At 70.8% G+C, this 18,536-nt stretch carries 18 protein-coding genes and 1 rRNA gene; all 19 read right to left on the reverse strand.

All coding sequences use genetic code 11. The features are described 5' to 3' along the window. Positions 1-40: 40 nt before the first annotated feature. Entirely contained in the window at positions 41-1,477 is a 1,437-nt protein-coding gene (der, locus tag ACFXGJ_RS18810) for a ribosome biogenesis GTPase Der (RefSeq protein ID WP_378623102.1), read from the reverse strand. Next, a complete protein-coding gene (gene cmk, locus ACFXGJ_RS18815; protein WP_378623150.1) occupies positions 1,474-2,136 on the reverse strand; it encodes a (d)CMP kinase in 663 nt (220 codons plus the stop codon). The genes der and cmk overlap by 4 nt, the downstream gene beginning before the upstream one ends. Positions 2,137-2,198: 62 nt before the next feature. Further along, complete coding sequence (locus tag ACFXGJ_RS18820) at positions 2,199-3,269, reverse strand: pseudouridine synthase (RefSeq protein WP_378623104.1); 1,071 nt, start codon at positions 3,267-3,269, stop codon at positions 2,199-2,201. A gap of 10 nt (positions 3,270-3,279) precedes the next feature. Further along, positions 3,280-3,993, reverse strand: a complete 714-nt coding sequence (locus ACFXGJ_RS18825) for an SMC-Scp complex subunit ScpB (RefSeq protein WP_378623107.1) — start codon at positions 3,991-3,993, stop codon at positions 3,280-3,282. Further along, entirely contained in the window at positions 3,990-4,910 is a 921-nt protein-coding gene (locus ACFXGJ_RS18830; protein ID WP_378623110.1) for a segregation and condensation protein A, read from the reverse strand. The genes ACFXGJ_RS18825 and ACFXGJ_RS18830 overlap by 4 nt, the downstream gene beginning before the upstream one ends. Then, entirely contained in the window at positions 4,911-5,912 is a 1,002-nt protein-coding gene (locus ACFXGJ_RS18835; RefSeq protein ID WP_378623112.1) for a ParA family protein, read from the reverse strand. Between the two features lie 173 nt (positions 5,913-6,085). Next, on the reverse strand, positions 6,086-6,445 hold the full coding sequence (locus tag ACFXGJ_RS18840) for an alpha/beta hydrolase-fold protein (protein WP_378623115.1): 360 nt from the start codon (positions 6,443-6,445) through the stop codon (positions 6,086-6,088). 351 nt (positions 6,446-6,796) lie between these two features. Then, positions 6,797-7,729, reverse strand: a complete 933-nt coding sequence (locus ACFXGJ_RS18845) for a site-specific tyrosine recombinase XerD (RefSeq protein WP_378623119.1) — start codon at positions 7,727-7,729, stop codon at positions 6,797-6,799. 20 nt (positions 7,730-7,749) lie between these two features. Beyond that, a complete protein-coding gene (locus tag ACFXGJ_RS18850) occupies positions 7,750-8,412 on the reverse strand; it encodes an NUDIX domain-containing protein (protein WP_378623122.1) in 663 nt (220 codons plus the stop codon). 22 nt (positions 8,413-8,434) lie between these two features. Then, positions 8,435-10,174 (reverse strand): CTP synthase, encoded by a 1,740-nt coding sequence (locus ACFXGJ_RS18855; protein ID WP_378623126.1) that lies wholly within the window; start codon positions 10,172-10,174, stop codon positions 8,435-8,437. 151 nt (positions 10,175-10,325) lie between these two features. Beyond that, positions 10,326-11,279, reverse strand: a complete 954-nt coding sequence (locus ACFXGJ_RS18860) for a copper transporter (protein ID WP_378623130.1) — start codon at positions 11,277-11,279, stop codon at positions 10,326-10,328. Continuing rightward, the gene (steA, locus tag ACFXGJ_RS18865) at positions 11,276-12,460 is read right to left on the reverse strand and encodes a putative cytokinetic ring protein SteA (RefSeq protein WP_378623133.1); all 1,185 of its coding nucleotides are present in this window, start codon (positions 12,458-12,460) and stop codon (positions 11,276-11,278) included. Before steA ends, ACFXGJ_RS18860 begins: the two co-directional genes overlap by 4 nt. Before the next feature lie 115 nt (positions 12,461-12,575). Further along, complete coding sequence (recN, locus tag ACFXGJ_RS18870; RefSeq protein ID WP_378623135.1) at positions 12,576-14,357, reverse strand: DNA repair protein RecN; 1,782 nt, start codon at positions 14,355-14,357, stop codon at positions 12,576-12,578. Next, positions 14,347-15,306 carry an NAD kinase gene (locus ACFXGJ_RS18875; RefSeq protein ID WP_378623138.1) on the reverse strand — a complete coding sequence of 320 codons (960 nt, stop codon included), beginning with the start codon at positions 15,304-15,306 and terminating at the stop codon, positions 14,347-14,349. Before ACFXGJ_RS18875 ends, recN begins: the two co-directional genes overlap by 11 nt. Beyond that, on the reverse strand, positions 15,303-16,118 hold the full coding sequence (locus tag ACFXGJ_RS18880; RefSeq protein ID WP_378623142.1) for a TlyA family RNA methyltransferase: 816 nt from the start codon (positions 16,116-16,118) through the stop codon (positions 15,303-15,305). The genes ACFXGJ_RS18875 and ACFXGJ_RS18880 overlap by 4 nt, the downstream gene beginning before the upstream one ends. A gap of 1 nt (position 16,119) precedes the next feature. Continuing rightward, positions 16,120-16,347, reverse strand: coding sequence for a hypothetical protein (locus ACFXGJ_RS18885; RefSeq protein WP_378623144.1), 228 nt, complete (start codon positions 16,345-16,347; stop codon positions 16,120-16,122). A 66-nt stretch (positions 16,348-16,413) separates the two neighbouring features. Next, positions 16,414-17,424, reverse strand: coding sequence for an HAD-IIA family hydrolase (locus tag ACFXGJ_RS18890; RefSeq protein ID WP_378623146.1), 1,011 nt, complete (start codon positions 17,422-17,424; stop codon positions 16,414-16,416). Then, positions 17,421-18,359, reverse strand: a complete 939-nt coding sequence (locus tag ACFXGJ_RS18895; RefSeq protein ID WP_378623149.1) for a tetratricopeptide repeat protein — start codon at positions 18,357-18,359, stop codon at positions 17,421-17,423. The genes ACFXGJ_RS18890 and ACFXGJ_RS18895 overlap by 4 nt, the downstream gene beginning before the upstream one ends. Positions 18,360-18,443: 84 nt before the next feature. Next, a 5S ribosomal RNA gene (gene rrf, locus ACFXGJ_RS18900) occupies positions 18,444-18,536 on the reverse strand; the annotation flags it as partial.

The following is an 18,536-nucleotide window of genomic DNA, read 5'->3' on the forward strand; positions in this document are numbered from 1 at the left end:
CCGCGGCGGTGCAGCCACCGCCGCGGACACCTGTCGAGACTCAGCGCTTCTTGCGTTCCCGCTTCTCCCGCACGCGCACCGAGACGCGCACCGGGCTGCCGTCGAAGTTGAACTCCTCACGCAGGCGACGCTCGAGGAAGCGGCGGTAGCCCGCCTCGAGGAACCCGGTGGTGAACAGCACGAACGTCGGCGGGCGGGTGCCGGCCTGGGTGGCGAACATGATCCGCGGCAGTCGTCCGCCACGCATCGGCGGCGGCGTCGCCGCGACGACCTCCTTGAGCCAGGTGTTGAGCCGGCCGGTCGGGATCCGCTTGTCCCAGGAGTCCAGCGCCGTCTCCAGCGCCGGGACCAGCTTCTGCACGGCACGGCCGGTGTGCGCGGAGATGTTCACCCGCTGCGCCCACGGCACCCGCACCAGGTCCCGGTCGATCTCCCGCTCGAGCATCATCCTGCGGTCCTCGTCGACGAGGTCCCACTTGTTGAACGCCAGCACCAGCGCGCGGCCGGCGTCCGCGACCATGCTCAGCACCCGCAGGTCCTGCTCGGTGATCGGCTGCGACGCGTCGATCAGCAGGATCGACACCTCCGAGGCCTCGATGGCGCCCTTGGTCCGCAGCGAGGCGTAGAACTCGTGACCGCTCGCGTGGCTGACCTTCTTGCGCAGGCCCGCGGTGTCGACGAAGCGCCACACCTTGCCGCCGAGTTCGACCAGCGAGTCCACCGGGTCGACGGTCGTGCCGGCCACGTCGTGGACGACGGACCGTTCGGCGCCGGAGAGCTTGTTGATCAGGCTGGACTTGCCGACGTTCGGCTTGCCGACCAGCGACACCCGGCGCGGGCCCTGACCGCCGGTACCCTCGCGCGGGGTCTCGGGCAGCACCGCGAGCACCTCGTCGAGCAGGTCTCCGGTGCCGCGGCCGTGGATCGAGCTCACCGAATGCGGCTGACCGAGGCCGAGCGACCACAGCGCGGCCACCTCCGACTCGGTCCGCTCGTCGTCGACCTTGTTGGCCACCAACAGGACCGGCGTCTTGGACCGGCGCAGCACCCGGGCCACGGCCTCGTCGGTGGCGGTCGCGCCGACCACCGCGTCGACGACCAGGACGATGGCGTCGGCGGTCTGCATGGCCAGCTCCGCCTGCCGGGCCACCGACTGCTGCAGGCCCTTCGCGTCGGGCTCCCAGCCGCCGGTGTCCTGCACCATGAATCGTCGACCGGACCAGTTGGCCTCGTAGGACACCCGGTCGCGGGTGACACCCGGGATGTCCTCGACGACGGCCTCACGCCTGCCGATGATCCGGTTCACGAGCGTGGACTTGCCGACGTTCGGCCTGCCCACGATCGCGAGGGTCGGGACGGCGACGTGGCCCTCGCCCTCCTCGCCCTCCTCGAAATCGACGAACTCCCAGTCCGATTCCTCGCTCCAGGTGCCGTCGCCGGCGAATTCCGATCCGCCGAAGTCAAGACTGTCGGTCACTGCACTGCTCCAGTTCTGTCGCGCACCACCAGCAGCAACCTGCCGATCACGTCGTCTATGCCCAATTCGCTGGTGTCCACGATCACCGAGTCGTCGGCGGGTCGCAGCGGGGACACCGCGCGGGTGGAATCGAGATGGTCGCGGCGCTGCACGTCGGCGAGCACCGCGGCGTAGTCGTCGCCACGACCTTCGGCGATGTTCTGCACGTTGCGGCGCTGCGCCCGCGCCTGCGCGGTGGCCGTGAGGTAGATCTTCACGTCCGCGTCCGGCAGCACCACGGTGCCGATGTCGCGCCCCTCGACCACGATCCGGTCGGTGGTCGCGACGAGCTGGCGCTGCTTGTCGACCAGGATGGTCCGCACCTCCGGCACCGCGGAGACCGCGGAGACGGCCCGGGTGACGGCGGCACCGCGGATCTCGTCGGTGACGTCCTCGCCGCCGAGCAGCACCCGGTCCGAGGCCGGGTCGGTGCCGATCGACAGTTCGAGCGCCTTGGTCGCCACGGCGACCGCCGCGGCGTCGTCGATGTCGACACCCGAGCGCAGCACGTGCAGGGTGGCGATCCGGTACATCGCGCCGGTGTCGAGGTATCGGGCGGCGAGGCCGTCGGCGAGCCGACGGGACACGCTGGATTTGCCGGTGCCGGACGGGCCGTCCATGGCGACCACCAGACGGTCGCCCGGGGTCTCGGTCACATCCCCCGTCGCTTCGCTCGCCCCGCTCACAGCCCGACCGCCTTGTACAGCGCGCCGACCTCGCCGGGGCCGATGACCCGCAGGGTGCCCGGCCGCCCATCGCCCAGGGCAACCGGCCCGATGTCGGTGCGGACCAGCCGCACGACGGGATGGCCGACCGCCTCGAGCAGTCGGCGCACGATGTGCTTGCGACCCTCGTGCAGCACGATCTTGACCAGCGACTTGCCCCCGTTGACGTCGAGGAGCGCGAAGGCGTCGACCTTCGCAGGACCGTCCTCGAGCTCGACGCCCGCCTTGAGCGTCTTGCCGAGTCCGCGGTCGACCACGCCGGAGACCGTCGCGAGGTAGGTCTTGGGCACCTCGAACGACGGGTGCATCAGCCGGTGTGCGAGGTCACCGTCGTTGGTCAGCAGAATCAGGCCCTCGGTGTCGGCGTCCAGACGACCGACGTGGAAGAGCCGCTGGCCGGCGGAGACCCGCTCGGAGACGATGTCGCCGATGCAGGGCCGGCCCAGATCGTCGGACATGGTGGACTGCCAGCCGCGCGGCTTGTTGAGCGCGATGTGGACGAGGTCCTTCTTGACGACGACGCGGACGCCGTCGACCCGCACCACGGCGTTCTCGGGGTCGACCCGCAGGCCCTGTTCGACGACGATGCGGCCGTCGACCTCGACCCGACCCTGCTCGATCAGTTCCTCGGCGGCGCGGCGCGAGGCCACGCCCGCCTGGGCGAGCACCTTCTGCAGCCGCATGCCCTCGCCCGCGGGGAGCTTCGCGGGGCCCTGGCCCTCGGCGTACTGGTGCCGGGCGGGCTTGGCGTTACTGATCTTGGGCGCGACTTGCTGGGCGCGCTGCGGCTTCGCCGACTTGGTCTTGCCGTACTTGTTCTTCCCCGGGGCCTGGGGGGCACCCTGTCCCCGATGGGGCTTCCTGGCGCCGCCGGCCTGGCCGGCGGCCGCGCCTCGGGCGCCGTCGCGGGGTGCGGCTCCCCTCGAGCCCGACCCCTGCTGGGGCGTGTCCTTCTTGTTCGTGTTCTTGCGGGCGGGATTGCTCCTGCCTCGGTCCGGTGTGCCATCACGGCGAGCGGGTCTGTTCACTTTTGGTCCTTCAGTCTTCACTGTCTACGCGGGTGTCGAACTCGGGTTCGGATCCCGCCCGTGCGGCTCCCAGTTTGGTGAACCGCGGGTCTGACTCCATGTCGTCGCTGATGTCGTCGATGACATCGACGTCGGGCAGCAGCGGCGCCAGCGCCGGCAGATCTGCCAGCGAGGCGAGACCGAGCCGTTCGAGGAACAGCTCCGTCGTCGCGTACGTCGTTGCGTTGGTCTCGGAGTCCACACCGGCCTCCGAGACCAGGCCACGGGCGAGCAGGGTGCGCATCACGCCGTCGACGTTCACGCCACGAACCGCACTCACCCGCGCACGGGTCAAAGGTTGACGGTACGCAACAACGGCCAAGGTTTCCAAAGCCGCGCGTGTGAGTTTCGACCGAGCTCCGTCGAGCAGCAGCCGTTCGACGTACGGCGCGTTCTCGTTGCGGGTGTAGAAACGCCACCCGTCGCCCGCGTAGCGCAGGTCGATCCCGCTGCGCCGCGCGGTCAGTTCGGCGGACATCCGGCGTAGCGTCTTGCGGACCCTGGCGGGGGTGTCGCCGACCGCCGAGGCGAGCACGTCGTTGCCCGCCGGCGAGTCCACGACCAGCAACAACGACTCCAACGCGGACTCGAACCGGGCGTCGTCGAGCCGGTCGTCGAGGTCCACACCCACATCCAGGTCGGCCGCCGCCTCGTCGGGCTCGGGCGCCTGATCGAGTTCACTCATCCGTAGTCCTCCGCACTCACCAGCGTCTGTCCGTCCGCGTCCACCTCGCCCGTCCAGCTGACCAGCAGCTCTCCCAGCGGCTCCGGCTGCTCGAACGCGACCGCCCGCTCCCGGTACAGCTCGAGCAGCGCCAGAAATCGTGCCACGATCTGCACGGTGACCTCGCAGCCGGCGATCAGCTCGCCGAAGCTCGCCCACTCGCCCTCGCCTCGCGCCTTGAGCAGGTCGAGCATCATCGATGCCTGCTCGGGCACCGACACCGTCGGCACGTGCAGGTGGTCGAGGCCGACGGTCGGGACCGGTCGCGGCGCGAACACCGTCGCGGCGATGTCCGCGAAGGCGTGCGGATCGACGCCCAACAGCACCTCGGGCAACAGTCCGGCGAACCTGTCCTCGAGCGCGACCGACCGCGGATAGCGGCGCAACGCGGCGGCCTCGAGCTCGGCGAACAGCTGCGCGACCTGCTTGTACGCCCGGTACTGCAGCAGTCGCGCGAACAGCAGGTCCCGCGCCTCGAGCAGGGCGAGGTCCTCGGCGTCCTCCACCTCGCCCGCGGGCAGCAGTCGGGCGGCCTTGAGGTCGAGCAGGGTCGCCGCGACGACGAGGAACTCGGTGGTCGCGTCGAGTGGCATGTCGGCGCCGAGCGCCCGCGTGTACGCGATGAAGTCGTCGGTGACCGCGTGCAACGCGACCTCGGTCACGTCCAGGCGACGCTGGTTGATCAGGGTGAGGAGCAGGTCGAACGGGCCCTCGAAGTTCCGCAGTCGTACCCGGAACCCCGTCTTGCCCGACTCCTCGGTCGCGGCGGCCTCGGCCACGGCTGGGTCGGCGGGCACCGCACCGTCACCGGGCAGTGCGGGGTCTTCGGGCACAGCGGTCTCGGTCGGCGCGACGTCCAGTGCCGGCGCAGTGTCCATCTACCGACCGGACCGCGCTATCACTTCGCGTGCCAGCGACCGGTACGCCTGTGCGCCACCGGATTTCGGCGCCCACGTGGTGATCGGTTCGCCCGCGACACTGGTCTCCGGGAAGCGCACGGTGCGGTTGACGACGGTGTCGAAGACCAGGTCGCCGAACACCTCGACCACCCTGGCCATCACCTCGCGCGCGTGCAGCGTCCGCGCGTCGAACATGGTCACGACGATGCCCGACATCTGCAGCCGCGGGTTCAGGCGGTCACGCACCTTCTCCACCGTGTCGTTGAGCAGGGCCAGGCCGCGCAGGCTGAAGTACTCGCACTCCATCGGGATGATGACGCCCTCGGCGCAGGCCAGCGCGTTGACGGTGAGCAGCCCGAGGGACGGCTGGCAGTCGATCAGGATGTAGTCGTAGCGGTCGAGCACCGGGTAGAGCACCCTGCCGAGCGTCTGCTCGCGGCCCACCTCGGTGACCAACTGGATCTCGGCGGCGGACAGGTCGATGTTGCTGGGCAGCAGGTCGAGGTTCTCGACCCTGGTCCGCATGAGCACCTCGTCGATGGAGACCTTCGGCTCGACCAGCAGGTTGTGCACGGTCAGGTCCAGGTCGTGATGTGCGACACCGAGACCGGCGGACAGGGCGCCCTGCGGGTCGAGGTCGACCAGCAGCACCCGGCGACCGCACTCGGCCAGCGACGCGCCGAGGTTGATCGTGGAGGTCGTCTTGCCGACGCCGCCCTTCTGGTTGCACATCGCGATGACCTTCGCCGGCCCGTGCGTCTGCAGCGGTGCGGGTTCGGGGATCGCGCGCACCGGTCGGCCGGTCGGCCCCAGCTCGGCGTCCTCCCCGAGGACGGTGCTGTCGAATTCGTCGGAGGGGCGGTCGTCGAAGAGCGAACCGGCACGCCCCTGTCCCTCGGGGTACGGGCGCTCTGACTCCGCCGCTGGCGGCTGCGGTGTCACCACGGTCTGTTGCTCCCCTGTCGCTCGTCCTTGATTCATCAGACGCTACCGCCTTGTTCTCGGCAACCCGACAGGGACACGCGCGGGCCTCCCGCTCAGCGCAACGCCGCCATCAGGATGGGCCAGGACGCGTAGAGCTCGTCGTTCCAGTAGCCCCACTTGTGGGTCCCGACCGGTCGCAGGCTCATCGTGTGCGGGATGCCCTGTGCCGACTACGCCGAACCCATCATCGAGGTGCAGACCAGCGTCCCGAACTCACCGAACATGCCCTGGACGGTTTCCAGCGGCGGGTCCGCGACGGCGTTGACGCCGTTGCCACCGAGCCTGCCGTCGATCAGCGGCGGCAACTCGCGTGTGAGGAAGGTCTCGTAGGACAACTTGCCCATCACCGGATCGACCGCGCGCCAGTCCGTGTAGTAGCTGTGCGCCCCGCCGACCGGCACCACCACGTTCACGTCGGCGCCGCGGGCGAGCCGATCCAGGTCGGTCATCGCGGTCCAGCCGCTCTCCTCGTCATGCGCCTCGGCCCCGTCGAGTAGGTACAGCGTCGGCCTGGTGCCCGCAGCATGCACGGCCGCTGCACGTCGACGGTGATGGCTCGACCCATCGAGAGCGAGTACACCGACAGTCGGGTTCGAGCGTCACTGACCGGGGACTGGCTCAGGATCCGCGCCTCGTCGGCGGAATCGGCCTGGGCCGAGGGGGCGAGGGGCCGAGGGGGCGAGGGGCCGAGGGGCCGAGGGGGCGAGGGGGCGAGGACGGCAGCGAGGACGGCCGCCGCAGTCGTCAGGAACAGAGCCCCGCGTGTCGTACCGAACGGAAACCGCATGCGCGACGGTCCTTCCAGTCTGGCGAACGTGCCCGGAAGCGTAGGCGTCCACACGGTCCGAACCGTGGAGGTCGGCGCCGACCGTCCGCTGCCGTCACCGGGCGCGGGGATGCGCTCCGACCCACACCTCACGCAGCGAACCGACCGTGACCAGGGTGTAGATCTGCGTGGTGGTCACCGACGCGTGCCCGAGCAGTTCCTGCACCACCCGCACGTCCGCGCCGCCGTCGAGCAGGTGCGTGGCGAACGAGTGCCGCAGGGTGTGCGGCGAGACGCCGTCGCTGATGCCGATCCGGTCCGCGGCGCCGCGCAGCACCTGCCAGGCGCTCTGCCGGGACAGCCGTCCGCCCCTCGAGTTCAGGAACACGGCCGGGCCGCCGCGCGCCACCAGCGCGGGCCTGCCCCGGACCAGGTACGCCTCGACGGCAGCGAGCGCCGGTCGACCGATCGGGACCACCCGGTCCTTGCCGCCCTTGCCGCGCAGCAGAACCGCGCGGTCCACCCCGTCGATGTCGTCGATGTCCAGCCCGACCGCCTCGGAGATGCGGGCACCGGTCGAGTAGAGGAGTTCGAGCAGCGCACGGTCCCGCAGCGCACGGGGCTGGTCCGCGGCGTCCGCCCCGCCCGTCGCCTCGAGCAGCGCGATCACCTGGTCGACCGGCAACGACTTCGGCAGGCGCTGCCCCGGCGGCGGCGGCTTCACCGCTCGGGCGACGTCCACGTCGGTGATGCCCTCGAGGTTGGCGAACTTGTGCAGTCCGCGCACCGCGATCAGCGCCCTCGCCGCGGAACTCGCCGCCAGGGGCGTCACCCCGGCCTCGCGGTCACCTCGACGCAACACCACCACGAACTCGCTGACGTGCCGCTCTGCCACGCCGCCGAGACGGTCGATGCCGCGGCCGGTCAGGTACTCCTGGTACCGCTCGAGGTCACGACGGTACGAGGACAGCGTGTTCGCCGCGACCCCGCGCTCGACGGCGAGATGGTCGAGATAGCTGGCCACCTCGCCGGCGAGCCCGTCAGGCACCGCGGCTCTGCCGCCCGTCGTCACCGCGGACCGTGCCCCCCGCCCGCACCGTGACGGCGCCGATCGAACGCCGTCGGCCGGTCGATCCAGTCCGCGTCGGCGGGTCGTCCGGCGCCGTTCGAGCCGTCACGCGCCCGAGCCGCGGCGAGCGCCAGGATCCCGGACAGCGCGGTCGCGTTGACGATGTCGCCGCCGAGGGCACGCTCGACCGCCTCCGCGACGGGCACCCGCGCGATCTCGAGGTCCGCCTCCTCGTGTTCGGGGTCCGGCCGATCCACCTCGGACAGTCCGGTCGCGAGGTACACCCGGATCACCTCGTCGGTGAATCCGGGCGAGGCGGCGACGTCGACGAGCACCGACCAGCGCTGCGCCGCCAGGCCGGTCTCCTCGGCGAGTTCACGACGCGCCGCGTCGACCGGGTCCTCACCGGTTTCGTCGAGCAGTCCTGCCGGAAGCTCCCACAGCCGACGACCTAGCGGGTGCCGGTACTGATTGATCAGCACCAGCCGGTCCTGCTCGTCGACGGCGACCACCGCGACCGCCCCGTGATGCTCGACCACCTCACGGTCAGCAGACCCGCCGCCGGGCATGGCGACGTGGTCGACCCGCAGCGCCACGATGGCACCCTCGTACACCGTGCGGGTGCCGAGCGTCTCGAACTCGTGCTCTCCGGGTCGGGTCATCGACTCTGGCCTGTCCCCTGCGCTAGCCCGCGCTCGGCGCGTCGGTGGGCTCGGCGTCCGCCGCGGCGTCCTCGGGATGCACGTCCACCTCGAGACGCTCCTCCGCCTTGTACTTGAGCGCGGCGCCGATGAAGGCCGCGAACAGCGGATGCGGCCGGGTCGGGCGGCTCTTGAGCTCCGGATGTGCCTGCGTCGCAACGAAGAACGGGTGGGTGGCGGCGGGCAGCTCGACGAACTCGACGAGGTGTCCGTCCGGGGAGGTGCCGCTGAACTTCAGCCCGCTCTTCGCGATCCGGTCCCGGTACGAGTTGTTGACCTCGTAGCGGTGCCGGTGCCGCTCGGAGACGTTTTCGGAGCCGTAGGCGCGCGCGACGACCGAACCCTTCTCCAGAACGGCCGGGTAGGCGCCAAGGCGCATGGTGCCACCGAGGTCGGCCTCGCCGGCCACGATGTCCTCCTGGTCCGCCATCGTGGAGATGACGGGATGCTTGGTGTCGGGCTCGAACTCGGCCGAATTGGCGTCGGTCAGGCCCACGGAGCGGGCGGCCTCGATGACGACCGCCTGCAGGCCCAGGCACAGGCCGAGCAGCGGGACCCCGCGGGTGCGGGCGAAGCGGATGGCGCCGAGCTTGCCCTCGATCCCGCGGATGCCGAAGCCGCCCGGGATCAGCACGGCGTCGACCTCACCGAGCGCGTGCTGGGCACCGGCCTCGGTCTCGCAGACGTCCGACGGCACCCAGTCGATCTCGACCTTCGACCGGTGCGCGAATCCGCCCGCGCGCAGCGCCTCGGTCACCGACAGGTAGGCGTCGGGCAGGTCCACGTACTTGCCGACCAGCGCGACCCGCACCGTCTCGCGGGGCTCGTGCACACGCTCGAGCAACGCGCCCCACACGGTCCAGTCCACGTCCCGGAACGGCAGGCCCAGCTTGCGCACGACGTAGGCGTCGAGGCCCTCGCTGTGCAGCACCTTCGGGATGTCGTAGATCGACGGGGCGTCGGGCGTGGAGATGCAGGCGTCCACGTCCACGTCGCACATCAGCGCGATCTTGGACTTGAGCGCCTGCGGCACGTCGCGGTCGCAGCGCAGGATCAGCGCGTCGGGCTGGATACCGATGTTGCGCAGCGCCGCAACCGAGTGCTGGGTGGGCTTGGTCTTGAGCTCGCCGGACGGGCCGAGGTACGGCACCAGCGAGACGTGCAGGAAGAAGACGTTCTCCCGGCCGACGTCGTGACGGACCTGGCGGGCGGCCTCCAGGAAGGGCTGCGACTCGATGTCGCCGACGGTGCCACCGATCTCGGTGATGACCACATCGGGACTCTGTCCCTCCGAGTCCGGTCCAGCCATCGCGAGGATGCGGCTCTTGATCTCGTCGGTGATGTGCGGGATCACCTGCACGGTGTCGCCGAGGTACTCGCCGCGACGCTCCTTGGCGATGACGGTCGAGTACACCTGGCCGGTGGTCACGTTCGCGAAGGCGTTGAGGTCGCGGTCCAGGAATCGCTCGTAGTGGCCGACGTCGAGGTCGGTCTCCGCGCCGTCCTCGGTGACGAACACCTCACCGTGCTGGAACGGATTCATGGTGCCCGGATCGACGTTGAGGTACGGATCGAGCTTCTGCATGGTCACTCGCAACCCGCGAGAGGTCAGCAACTGCCCGAGGCTCGACGCCGTCAGACCCTTGCCGAGCGAGGAGGCCACGCCCCCGCTGACGAAGATGTGCTTGGTGGCGGTACGCGAATTACTGCGTGACAGTGGCAAGAAGAACTCCCGTGACGACGATGCAGGACAAGACTGCGTGCAGGGCTTGACTAATGGTAGAGCTGGGGCCTGCCGACCCACGGGACTTCACGGTAACACCTGCGCACCCGATCCCTCGCACGGCGCGCCGCGTTCCCGCTCCACGCAGGCCTCAACCGAGCGGTGCACCCACCGTGACGGCCGCGGCGCCCGGTCCGGTCCCGTACCGGCCCGAGGTGCCGCCGAGCTGTTCCTGGAGGCCCAGAACGGTGGTGATCCGGCCGGATTCGCGGTTCACGTCGTCGACCGTGGTGACCCCGGTGGAGAGCGCCGTGTCGGACCGGACGACCGCGATCGGACCGTTGCCGACGGCCGACGCCGGCCGGCCGGCGAGCACCGTGCCCGCGCCACGCGCGTCGAGCGCACCGGCGAATCGGGCGACGATAGCGCCACGATTTCCGCCGTCCGAACCGTCCGCGCGGGCACCGGATCCGGTCAGCACGACCGCCAGCTGGGCGGGCTTGACCGCGCCGTTGTCGTACGCGACGAACCCGCCGGCCCGCAACGCCTCGAGCGCCACGCCGAGCTCCTCGGGGGTGCTCTGCGGCTGCGCGTTCTGCGCGTTCAGCAGCAGCACGGACCCGAGCAGATCGCCCGCGAGGCTGCCCTGGTCGACGGCCCCGGTGCGGAGCTGGATGCCGGCGGGGATCACATTCGTCACCGCGGTGCGAAGTTGGTCACTGTTCGCCGCGTCGACGAACGAATCGGTCAGCCCGACCCGGCCGGTGACCGTGCCGCCGGCGGCCCCGATCAGCCGGGTGAGCGCGTCCAGGTCAGCCGGGTCGGCATCCGGGGTGGTCACGATGACGACGGTCCGCTGGGCCAGCGCGTCGCGGACCACGCGGCCGGAGACCGCCGCGTCGAAACTGTCCGCGGTGTTGAGCTGCTCGCCCAGCGCGTTCTTCTCCGAGTTCAGCTCGTTGACCTGCCTCTGCAGGTCCGACTTGTCGTCGCGGAGCCCGGAGAGCAGTGCGCCGGAGAGGGTGCCGGATCCGAGGACGACGCCGATGGCGAGGGCCAGGAAGATCGCGGCGATGGAGATTGCATGTTGACGCAGAGAAATCACTTGAACAGTCCCTGAACCCAGAGTGCGAAGCTGTTCCAGGTCTGCACGGCCCAGTCGAGTGCCTCGCCGCCGATGTTGGAGACGACGAGCGCAACGATGACCGCGGTCAGGGCCGCGAGAACGAGCAGCGCGATGGCCGCACCGGATACCCGGCTGCGGTAGAGCGTCGCGACGGCCTTGGCGTCGACCAGCTTCGGACCGACCTTGAGGCGGGTCATGAAGGCCGCCGGGTTGCTGTCGCGTCGGCCGCGGTCGAAGAACTCGTCGAGGGACACGGTGCTGCCGACCGTCACGATCAGCGAGGCGCCGTGATGGTCCGCGAGCAGCAGCGCGAGGTCCGCGGGCGCACCCGAGGCCGGGAAGGTCATCGCGCCGATGCCGAGGTCCTGGATCCGCTCGAGCCCCTTCGCGTGGCCGTCCGGGTCCGCCGGCAGCACCACCTCGGCGCCCGACTTCAGCGTCGCGTTGCTAACGTCCTCGGGGTCGCCGACGATCAGGTCCGGCCGGTAGCCGGCGTTCGCGAGCGCGTCCGCGCCCGCCCCGACGCCGATCAGGATCGGCGAGTACTCCTTGATGAACGGCTTGAGGTTCTTCAGGTCCGCGACGTGGTCGGCGCCGTCGGCGACGACCACCACGTGCCGGTCCTTGACGTCGACGTCGATGTCCGGCACGCCGAGACCGTCGATCAGCAGCGGACTCTCGGTCCGAATGAACTCGATGGTGTTGCCGGAGAACGCCTCGAGGTGGTCGACGAGTCCCGTCTTCGCCTCGATCATGAGGTCGGAGATCTCGGCCTCGCTCTGCTCGACGCCCTTCGCCAGGCGTCGTTCGCCGGCGTAGACGCCGCCCTCGTTGAGGCGGATCTTGGCGCCGTCCTTGACCTTCTTGAACACCTCGTCGCCGACCGCGTCGACGAGCGTGATGCCGTTGGCCACGATGACCTCGGGTCCGAGGTTCGGGTAGCGGCCGGAGATCGACTGCGACGCGTTGACCACGGCCGTCACGCCCGCTTCGACGAGCGCATCGGCGGTGACTCGGTCGAGGTCCAGTTCGTCGAGGACCACGATGTCGCCCGGGCCGACGCGGCGCAACAGCTTCGCCGTGTTGCGGTCAACCCTGGCGATACCGGTGATTCCCGGTAGCGATTCGGTGTTTCGTGACAACAGAGCGGGCATCTTCATGGCAACGATGATGACCCCGACCAGCGCCGTTGCTGCGGAGGCGCGCCGAGTCGATTGGGCGGGCGGTCACCACATCCGTCACAGCGGCACCACCGGGGCGGGCTCCGAAATCGGATCAGGCCGAGCGTTCGGCGCTCGCCGTGGCCAGCAGTTCCTCCGCGTGCGCCCGTCCCGTCTCGGTGTCGCCGAGTCCGGCGAGCATGCGGGCCAACTCCACGACCCGCTGGTCGTCGGTCAGGGTCCGGACGCCACTGTCCGCGCCCTTGCGACCGTCGACCTTGTCGACCACGAGGTGCGTGTCGGCGAACGCCGCGACCTGCGGCAGGTGCGTCACCACGATCACCTGGTGGGTCCGGGCCAGCCGGGCCAGCCTGCGGCCGATCTCGACCGCCGCGCGGCCACCGACCCCGGCGTCGACCTCGTCGAAGACCATGGTCGCGCTGGACTGAGCGCCCGCGAGCACCACCTCGAGCGCGAGCATCACCCGGGACAGTTCACCGCCGGACGCGCTCTTGCTGATCGGCAACGCGGCCGATCCGCTGTGTGTGGCCAGCCGGAACTCGACCTCGTCGATACCGGCCGACCCGGCGTGCACCCGGCGGCCGTCGACCGTGAGCGGGGCCGAGTCCTGCTCGCCCGCCACGATCGGCTGCGAGGTCACCTCGAGCCGGGCCTTGCCCATCGCGAGGCCGGCCAGCTCGGCGGTCACCGCCTTGCCCAGCTTCGTGGCCGCCTTCGCGCGGGCCCGGCTCAGTGCGAGCGCGGCCTCGGCGAGTGCCGCGGCGCTCTCGTCCACCCGGGTGGCCAACGCCGCCAGCGCGTCCGCGGACACGTCGATCCGTGCCAGCCGGTCGCGGGCCTGGGCGGCCCACTCGAGCACCCCGTCCACGTCCGCCGCGTACTTACGGGTGAGGGTCTTCAGTTCGGCCTGCCTGCCGAGGAGGGTGTCGAGGGCACCCGGGTCCGAGGGCAGGTCCGCGAGATACCCGGACAGGTCCGAGGACACGTCGGTGAGTACCGCGATCGCCTCGGCGAGCCGGGGGCCGAGCTCGGTGAGGGTCTGGTCGTCGGAGGACTCGATCCGGGCGCGGGCCTCGCCGAGCAGGTCGAGTGCGCCGGACACGTCGGCGGCGGCGTCGGTGTCCACGTCGGCGGCCGAGGCCCCGAGCAGCGCCACCTGCGCCCCCACCGCCGCCGAGCGCAGCGAGTCGAGGTCGCTGAGCCGGCGCACGTCCGCGACGATCGCGGCGTCCTCTCCGGGCTCCGGGGCGACCGCGTCGATCTCGTTCAGCGCGAACTCGAGCCGGTCCACCTCCTGCGCGAGTTCGCGGCTGCTGCGCGTGCGTTCGTCGAGTTCCTCGCGGGCCTCGACCCACTGGGACCGCAGCGTCCGGTACTTGTCGAGCAGCGAACCCAGTGCGGCGCCGCCGAATTCGTCGAGCGCGGCGCGCTGCTGGTCGGACCGCTGCAATCGCAACTGGTCGTTCTGGCCGTGCACGGTGAGCAGAGGTCCGGTCAGTTCGGACAGCGCGCCCGCGGGGACGCTGCGCCCGCCGAGGTGCGCACGCGAGCGCCCGTCCGCGCTCACCGTGCGCACGGCGATGACGGTGCCGTCCTCGTCGCGCTCGGCGCCGGTCGACTCGAGCAACAGGTCCACCTCCGCGGTCGCCTTGGGCGAGGCGTTCGCGGTGGAGAACCTGCCCTCGACGACGGCACGCTCGGCGCCGAGCCGCACCCGGCCCGCGTCCGCGCGGGCCCCGCTGAGCAGGTGCAGGCTGGTGACCACCATGGTCTTGCCCGCGCCGGTCTCGCCGGTGAGCACGGTCAACCCCTCGTGGAACTGCGCACTGGCCTGGGAGATGACGCCCAGCCCGTCGATCCGGATTTCAGCGAGCACGTTCGTTCTCCCCTTCTCCGCCGGTTCGCCGTCCCCGCCAACCCTTCACCGGCAGTTCGAACTTGCGCACCATCCGGTCCGCGAAGGGGGCCGAGTCGAGCCTGATCCATTTCACCGGGTGCCTGCCGCGCACGACCTCGACGCGCCCGCCCGCGGGCAGGTCGAGGGTGCGGCTGCCGTCGCAGAACACCAGTCCGTCGTGGCCACCGGCGAAGGTCTCGATCGCGATGAGCGATTCCGGGCTGGTCACCAGCGGGCGCGCGAACAGCGCGTGCGCGTTGCTCGGGATCACCAGCAGCGCTTCGAGTTCCGGCCACACCACAGGTCCGCCTGCGGAGAACGCGTAGGCGGTCGATCCGGTGGGCGTGGAGACGAGCACGCCGTCGCAGCCGAAGGACGACACCGGACGGCCGTCGACCTCGAGCACCACCTCGAGCACACCGAGCCGGGAGACGTTCTCGATGCTCGCCTCGTTCAACGCCCAACCGCGGGCGACCACCTCGTCGTCGACCCGGATCACGATGTCGAGGGTCATCCGGTGTTCGACGCCGTACTCGCGCCGCACCACCCGGGCGAGCGCCTCGTCGAGGTGTTCGGCCTCGGTCTCGGCGAGAAATCCGATGCGGCCGAGGTTGATTCCGAGCACCGGGACGGACGCCGCCCTGGCCAGCTCGGCGCCCCTCAGGAAGGTCCCGTCGCCGCCGAGGACGAGGACCATCTCGCAACCGGCCGCGGCCTCGGGTCCGGGTTCGACGATGGTCAGCTCGACCTCGGTGTACTGCGGTTCCGCGGTCGGGTCGGTTCGGTCGGCCTCGGCCGCCAGCACCCGCAGACCGATTCCGGCCTTCTCGAAGATCGCGGCCACCCGGCGGGCGGTCTCGGTGACCTCCGGCCTGCCCGTGTGCGCGACGACCAGGATCTCGCGTCGATCGGTGCCGGGCGAGCTCACTGCGGGCCCTCGTGCACGGCCCGTTCGACGACCTCGCGGAGCGAGTCGACTCCCGGTTCCTGTTGCTTGCGCAGCCACAGGAAGAACTCCACGTTGCCGGACGGACCCGGCAACGGGCTCGCGACCACACCGAGAGTGCGCAGCCCGGCGGCGTCGGCGGCGAGCGCGACCTCGTGGACCGCCTCGATCCGCAGCTCCGGATCCCGGACCACACCCCCGGACCCGACCCGGTCCTTGCCGACCTCGAACTGCGGTTTGACCATCGGCACCAGGTCGGCGCCGTCCGCCGCGCACGCGACGAAGGCGGGCAGCACCAGCTTGAGCGAGATGAAGGACAGGTCCGCGACGACCAGGTCCACCGGTCCGCCGATCTGTTCCGGTTGCAGCGAACGCACGTTGGTGCGGTCCACCACGGTGACGCGGTCGTCGGACTGCAGCCGCCACACCAACTGCCCGTACCCGACGTCGACCGCGACCACCTCGGTGGCGCCGCGGCTCAGCAGCACATCGGTGAATCCGCCGGTGGACGCGCCGGCGTCGAGGCAGCGCTTGCCGTCGACCGACAGTCCCGCCGGTTCGAAGGCCTCGAGCGCCCCGAGAAGTTTGTGGGCTCCGCGCGAGGCCCAGGACACCTCGTCGACCTCTTCGGTGACCAGCAGCGGAGTACCCGCCTCGACGGCGGTCGCGGGTTTCACCGCGACCGAACCGGAAATCAGTACCCGGCCCGCGGCGATCAGTTGCGCCGCGTGTTCCCTGGAACGGGCCATGCCTCGCCGAACCAGTTCGGCGTCGACCCGTGCACGACGTGCCACCTCAGATCTTGTCCACTGTCGCGAGCGCCTGCACCAGCACGTCGTGGGCCCGCTCGAGAATGTGCGCCTGACGGGGAATCTGCCCGTGGCCGTGCGGATCGTCCTCCCCCGCCCCGAGCGCTCCGAGGCCCGCGAGGAGCTCGTCGACCTCGGCGTGGATCTTGTCGGGGTCGACCATCTGCGGTGGGCCCGGCAAGTGTGCACCGGGCCGCGGAATCGGCGTATTCATCGGTGCCAACGCTAGCGGATCGGGCCGACAGACGTGCACAGGCGAGGCCGCCGGGCCGCTCTCCGCTCAGGCGAGACCGGCGGCCACGGAGGCCGAAACCGGGTCCTCGCCGCGGACACCGGCAAAACGCTGATCGCGCCACGCCTCCGCGAGCACCGAGCGCAGCACGGCAAGTGGTTCCACGCCGTCGTCGGCGCGGACCACGATGTCGTCCGACTCGCGTCGCACCCGCACCCGCGGGTCCACAGTCGGCGCCAGCGTGTCCGCGTCCTCGTCGAGCGCGTCCAGGGACCGCGCGAGATAGGTCGGCCGGTGCTCGCGCGGGGCGCGCAGCAGGTCCGCCGGGGTGCTCACCCCGGTCAGGACCAGCAGCGACGCCATGCCAACCGCGTTGGCGCCGGCGATGTCGGTGTCGATCCGGTCCCCGACCATCAGCGGCGTGCGTGCCCCGCTGCGGTGGACCGAGTCGTCCATCAACGGGACCGCCGGCTTGCCCGCGACGACGGGGTCCCGATCGGTCGCCGTCCGCAGCGCCGCGACCATCGACCCGTTGCCGAGACACAGTCCACGTTCGGTCGGCAGGGTGGCGTCCACATTCGTCGCCACCCAGAACGCACCTGCGCGAATCGCGAGAGTGGCCTCCGCGAGGATCGACCAACCGGTCTCCGTCGAATGTCCCTGCACGACGGCGACCGGCGAGTCCTCGTACCGGCGCACCGGGTGCAGCCCGACCGCCCGCACCTCGTCCGCGAGCGACTCGGTACCGACCACCAGGACCGCCGCGCCGGCGGGTACCCGCTCGGCGAGCAGTCGCGCGGCCGACTGCGCACTGGTGACGACCTCGGATTCCGTTGCCGGGAAACCGAGTTCGTTCAGATGCGCTGCCACCGAGCCCGGGCTGCGGCTGGCGTTGTTCGTCACGTAGAACAGGCGCGGGCCGCCGTCGACGACGAGTGCCTCGCGAGCTCCCGGAATCGCGTGCGGCCCCGCGTAGACGGTGCCGTCGAGATCGAGCAGCAGAACGTCGTGCAGTTGACGCAGGCTGCGCCCGGCCGGGCGCGACTGCTGCACGCTCACTGGTCGCCCGAGAGCTCGGCCACCCGGTCCTCTGCGTCGGTGTCACCGTCGTGATCGGCGGCCGCGGAGTTGAGGAACCACTTCAGGCCCTCCTCCACCCGACCGGCGGCGACCAGCGCGTCGGCGTAGGCGTAGAACAACCGGGCCGCGGTGGGACCGGACTTGGACGCGTCCAAGTCCGGCGTCTGCAGACTGACGACAGCCTGGTCGAACTGGCCGAGGTCCATGCGGGCTCCAGCGACGACGATGCGCAGCTCGGTCGCCTCGTCGCCCTTGAGGGCGCGCGCTTCCTCGCTGCGGCCGAGCTCGATGGCGCGCTCCGGACGACCGAGGCCACGCTCGCAGTCCGCCATCACGGCGAGCAGTCCGGGTCCGCCGGCCATCCGGCGGGCGGCGCGCAGTTCGGACAGCGCCTCGGCCCACTCGCCGGCGTGGTACGCGGTGATGCCCGCCGTCTCCCGAACCACGGCGACGCGGCCCGCACGCTGACGTGCGGCACGCGCATGGGCCAGCGCGAGGCGCGGATCGTCGTCGATCAGCTTGCTCGCCATGACCAGGTGCCGGGCGACGGCGTTCGCATTGGCCTTGTCGAGGCTGAGCAGGTCACGGCGCACTGCCGGGTCGAGCTCGCCGGCCTGGACCTCGTCGGGCAGGTCCGGCTCTTCGGGACGCGGTGCGCGACGCTCGGCGTGCGCTCCTCCGTCACGCGGCGGCGGACCGAAGCTGCCCTCGCCGCCACGACGCCTCGGCGGTCCGTCGGAACGGCGGTCTCCGCCTGCTTGACGCTCGGAACTGCGGGGACGATCGGAACCGCGGCCACCGGATCCCCCGCGCGGGCCACCACCCTGGCCACCACGGGATTCACCACCGGTACGACGACGATCGGCCCCGCCGCCGCTCCCGTAGGAACGACGATCTCCGTTGTTGTCCGACACTGCATCTCCTTTCAGACAACAGGCGCATACACATACAAACACGAAAGGGGACCCAATGTATTGGGTCCCCTTTCGGTAACGGATGTTCGGCGGTGTCCTACTCTCCCACACCCTGTCGAGTGCAGTACCATCGGCGCTGGAGGGCTTAGCTTCCGGGTTCGGAATGGGGCCGGGCGT

Source organism: Rhodococcus sp. NPDC059234 (genome assembly GCF_042754225.1).
In the GTDB taxonomy this organism is placed as follows: Bacteria; Actinomycetota; Actinomycetes; order Mycobacteriales; family Mycobacteriaceae; genus Rhodococcus_G.